General features: G+C 47.4%; 5 protein-coding genes, 1 tRNA gene and 1 rRNA gene. 5 read left to right on the top strand and 2 right to left on the bottom strand.

Annotation, left to right across the window (positions count from 1 at the left end; all coding sequences use genetic code 11):
• The first annotated feature begins 6 nt into the window (after nt 1-6).
• Together rrf and AC2VE5_RS24480 are read left to right on the top strand one after the other, a co-directional pair.
• Nucleotides 7-123 (top strand): 5S ribosomal RNA (gene rrf / locus AC2VE5_RS24485).
• Between the two features lie 56 nt (nt 124-179).
• Nucleotides 180-255, top strand: a tRNA-Gly gene (locus AC2VE5_RS24480).
• A 93-nt stretch (nt 256-348) separates the two neighbouring features.
• Here AC2VE5_RS24480 and AC2VE5_RS24475 read toward each other — a convergent pair.
• Complete coding sequence (locus AC2VE5_RS24475; RefSeq protein WP_486890221.1) at nt 349-1,515, bottom strand: site-specific integrase; 1,167 nt, start codon at nt 1,513-1,515, stop codon at nt 349-351.
• Nucleotides 1,508-1,750: a helix-turn-helix domain-containing protein gene (locus AC2VE5_RS24470; protein ID WP_486890220.1), complete on the bottom strand. Its 243-nt coding sequence runs from the start codon at nt 1,748-1,750 to the stop codon at nt 1,508-1,510. Before AC2VE5_RS24470 ends, AC2VE5_RS24475 begins: the two co-directional genes overlap by 8 nt.
• 128 nt (nt 1,751-1,878) lie before the next feature.
• On the opposite strand from AC2VE5_RS24470, the gene AC2VE5_RS24465 reads away from it, so the two are divergent.
• The 3 genes from AC2VE5_RS24465 (at nt 1,879) to AC2VE5_RS24455 (ending at nt 3,603) form a co-directional block, all read left to right on the top strand.
• Nucleotides 1,879-2,064, top strand: coding sequence for a hypothetical protein (locus tag AC2VE5_RS24465; protein ID WP_486890219.1), 186 nt, complete (start codon nt 1,879-1,881; stop codon nt 2,062-2,064).
• Between the two features lie 103 nt (nt 2,065-2,167).
• A complete protein-coding gene (locus AC2VE5_RS24460; protein ID WP_486890218.1) occupies nt 2,168-2,500 on the top strand; it encodes a hypothetical protein in 333 nt (110 codons plus the stop codon).
• A gap of 374 nt (nt 2,501-2,874) precedes the next feature.
• Nucleotides 2,875-3,603: a hypothetical protein gene (locus tag AC2VE5_RS24455; protein WP_486890217.1), complete on the top strand. Its 729-nt coding sequence runs from the start codon at nt 2,875-2,877 to the stop codon at nt 3,601-3,603.
• Nucleotides 3,604-4,036: the final 433 nt, after the last annotated feature.

The following is a 4,036-nucleotide window of genomic DNA, read 5'->3' as shown; positions in this document are numbered from 1 at the left end:
TTTTCTCTTCGTGCCCATAGCGACGTGGACCCACCCGATTCCATCCCGAACTCGGCAGTTAAGCACGTCAGCGCCAATGATAGTTCCCCCGCAGGGGGGTGCAAAAGTAGGTCGGCGCGAGGAGCTTTATCTTGTAAAAGTAGGGCTACTATCTGTTATAATGGTGGTAGCTCTCTTATGCGGGAGTAGCTCAGCTGGTAGAGCACTACCTTGCCAAGGTAGATGTCGCGAGTTCGAATCTCGTCTCCCGCTCCATAAAACAACTGTCTAGGACGGTAAAAGTAAAGACCGGTAAAATTACCGGTCTTCTTTTTTTGCCATGTTAATGCAAATGTTAATGCAGTTGGACTAATTTACGTTCTTAAGGTCGGTCTTAGGTAGGAAGTCCAAGAGCGACACCGCGCTCAAGGCGCGTTGCGACTCGAAAAGGTGCGTATAGCGGTCCAAGGTAAAGCTCGCACGACTGTGGCCCAGGCGGTCAGCCAGCATCTTAGGGTCCATACCGCCTTTGATACAGACTGACCCGTGAAGGTGCCGCAAGTCGTGAAGACTTACACGCGGTACGCCAGCCTTGTCCATAAGCTGGTTGCGCAAGCGAGTTATGTTATCAGGATGTATCACGGTGCCTGTTTCTGATGTAAAGACCAAATCCGCGCCATTCCAGGCTTTGCCTAAGTAGTCACGTTCAGCCTGTTGGCGCAAGCGGTGAAACTCTAACACCTCTATTACATCCGGTGACACTGGCACTACTCGGAAGCCTTTTTTGGTCTTAGGCGTCTCAAAGATAAGCTTGCCACTTACCTTTTTAACGATGGTCTGCCGGATATAAAGCACGCTACCTTGCACGTCCTGCCAGCGTAAGCCTAAAAGTTCACCACGGCGCAAGCCGGTACTCATGGCAAGATAAAAGGTCGCGTAAAGCCTGTGTTCACGCGCTACGTCTAAGAACTTGGCGGCAGTAGCAGCCTCCCAAAGCTTCATCTCACGCTGCTTTTCAGGTAGTGAATCAACGGCCTCAACAGGATTACGCGCCACCATCTGCCAGCGTATGGCCTGCTTATAGGCGCTGTAGAGTACCACGCGGCATTTGTTGGCGGTAGAGGCACCGGTAGTGTCGGCAATAGCGTTAATGGCCGTCTGGACCTTCATAGGCGTGAGTTTGTCGAGTTTTATTTTGCCTATATGCGCCGTGAGTTTTTTAACGCGGTATTCATACTGCTCAAAGGTGCTTGGCTTAAGTTGGCGTTCCTTTTCCTTAAGCCAGCGCTCGAGGTACTGGCTTACCGTCTGGTTGGTGTTGCTCATGGTGCCATCCGCTACTTGCCGCGTCAGCTTGTCCTTTTTCTCTTTGACTTCGGCGTAGGTCTTGCCGTATAGCGTGGTGCGCTTTGCCTCGCCTAACTCTTGCGGGATGACGACTTGCGCTTGCCAGCGTGTCTTAGTCTTGCCGCTGCGCTTGTCTATATAGGTCGCCTCATAGATTGTTCCTTGTCCGTTACGCGCCCGCTTAGCCATTGTCTTTACCTTTCCTTTTATACTCGAGTAAGTCGCTTATATTTACTGGCTTGCCGGTAAGATTTTCTAGCGCCGCCATAATGCGCTCTAGTGCTTCCATACTTGGCCTGTTCCTGCCAGCGGCGATGTTGTAAACGGTGCCAGGCTTGACACCTTCAACTTCTTTGCCAAGCCGGTAGGCGCTAAGGTCATTTTCCTTTAGGTACTCCTTGAGTTTGACGCGTATAGTTCTCATAGCCGTTAGTCTAGCATACGGGATAGCCTATTGACAAGACTACTTGCGTTAGGTTAAACTAATAGACATCTAAGCGGCTTATCCGCCAAGACTGACCGCTTAGAAATTCCCGAAGTAGGAGAATCAAGATGAATCATACCCTCCAAACCCTCAAGACTGCAAACAAGCTGGCTAATGAAGCGGCTGCCATCCTCGAGCGCTTAGAGGACCGTCATGATGTTAAAGGTGCTACTCTCAACAAACTCTTTAAGCGCTACTTACGCCGCCGTAACCTCTGGAATGCCGCTGCTGATAACCACTTTGGAGTCCTCTAATGGACTCCATTCCCTACGGTGATATTGAACTTGAGGCCGACATGATAGAGGAACTTACTGCCCTCTGGCTAGAACTTAGCCAAGAGGAATACGAGGAAGCGGCGTGATAGCCGCTTCTCTTACCTCACAATTACAAGATGCCGCCTTTAACTTGAATGACGCGCAAGTACACTATGCCGGTGCGGTAGTTGGTCACAGTGAGGCTAAAAGAAACCTTGAACTTGCGCGCACCAAACTATTATGTGGCGACACCATAAACGGTAAGAACGCCGACCAAAGAGAAGCGCAACTAAGGCTTATACTCGAGGCCGAGCACGATGCACTCTTTGCCGCTGAAACTGTTTTAACTGAAGCGCGGTGTACGCTTGACTGTGCGCGTCTTGAGTGGGATGTTGCCCGCTACACTATCCGGGCTTTAGAAGCAGCAAAGCTTTAAGCTGTAATCCATAAAAAAATAAGCCTGGTATATGCCAGGCTTATTCTATTTGAATGAGCCAAAAGCAATGAGCCAAAAGAGAAAAATAAAAAGGCTACCGCCACGACTATCTGCCTTTTTTATGCGCATCATTTTTTTGGCAAAACGCCAGTGGATAGCGCTCCTTGATTAAGTGTTGGCCCTTGCATAGCGCTACGCGCTGCATAACGCCAAAGCGTAGCGTTAAACACAACACTTTACCTTTTTACAGATTTGTATGGGACCAAGGTGTTTGTGTTCGTACCCTTAGACCAAGCTGGAAGGCTCTTAAACGGCTTTGTAGCGCATCAAAGCGACATCGAAAAGCTAAGCTGCTTATTTCTGAGGATTAGACTATGGGAATTGAAGGGGAAATCCTTCATGCTAACTTCACCGAAGGAGTTAAATTTATGGAACATGAGAAGGAAAACAGTATACGATTTCTTTTAGCTGAATTTAGTGTAACGAGCGAACAGTGGAGACACGTAGATAGACGATCTGAAACCATAATTAACATCTATTTAACTATTTTGACAGCCTTCCTCCCAGCGAATGTTCTACTATATCGAGCGCTTTCAATGGACTACCCATTGATTCTCCTACTAAGCTGTTCTGCCGCTATTCTAATTATAATTGGAGTTTATTCGACAAGGCGGCTCATAAATATAGCCATACAAAGAGCAAAACTTCTACTTGCTCTAAATCTGATTAGGCTCTACTTCCGTGAGCGCGACCAGGAACTTGAATCATACACCATTCCCTATAGGTTCTTTGCTAAACCTCTACACGAACGTCCCGTACTTCCATGTCACGTACTTGAACAGATATACCCAGATTTTGCCAAAGGACTTATATACATGATTTATCGCGCGAACACCGTCTTAGCTGCCATAGCTGTACCCGGATTTCTATACAACTTCCTACAATTTACCTTTACTCATAAAAATTTAATACCCCTTTTGGTAGTTATATCAATTTTCTCTGCTTTTGGTATTTATGTGAGGCAAGATGAATATTATAAGCGTAGGAAAGAACACTTTAGTAATGACCTGGATAAGAATCCGGGTTACATAAATTTGGGATAGTTAATGGCGTAAACACAACAATTGAGGGATAAGCCTTGCTTTTAACGCAATGGAGCGTTTTATGCCGTCCCGAACAGGATAACGCTACCATCCTATCCTGTGTATAAGAAAGTGTATATGTGTATTATGAGGGATTAAGTCACATCGTGCAAGACAGTGTACTGGACAGTTTTTTTGCATTAACGACTACCTTTAGGCTAGCCAGGCCGTGACGCTGGTGAAGTGGTCACTATAAACCTTCTTTTGATGTAACTACTCAGCCTACCCCACTCCGCATTACTGAAGGATGTAGAATACTGCCACGATCATGAGCCTACCCGAGCCCTCTGCACAGCCACCTAGCTATGAAGAACTGGTAGCTGAGAACGCCATTCTGCGGCAGCGAGTGGCTGAGCTTGAAGCGGCTGTGGCCGAACTCAGAGAGATGAACGCC

It is taken from the genome of Aliterella sp. E5.1, assembly GCF_057473825.1.
The sequence above is the reverse complement of the archived record's forward strand: the minus strand, read 5'-3'. Positions and strand labels throughout refer to the sequence as shown.

Excerpts from the sequence above, each read along its gene's own strand:
- AC2VE5_RS24475 (WP_486890221.1), bottom strand. The coding sequence starts at position 1,515 with ATGGCTAAGCGGGCGCGTAACGGACAAGGAACAATCTATGAGGCGACC.
- AC2VE5_RS24470 (WP_486890220.1), bottom strand. The coding sequence starts at position 1,750 with ATGAGAACTATACGCGTCAAACTCAAGGAGTACCTAAAGGAAAATGAC.
- AC2VE5_RS24465 (WP_486890219.1), top strand. The coding sequence starts at position 1,879 with ATGAATCATACCCTCCAAACCCTCAAGACTGCAAACAAGCTGGCTAAT.
- AC2VE5_RS24455 (WP_486890217.1), top strand. The coding sequence starts at position 2,875 with ATGGGAATTGAAGGGGAAATCCTTCATGCTAACTTCACCGAAGGAGTT.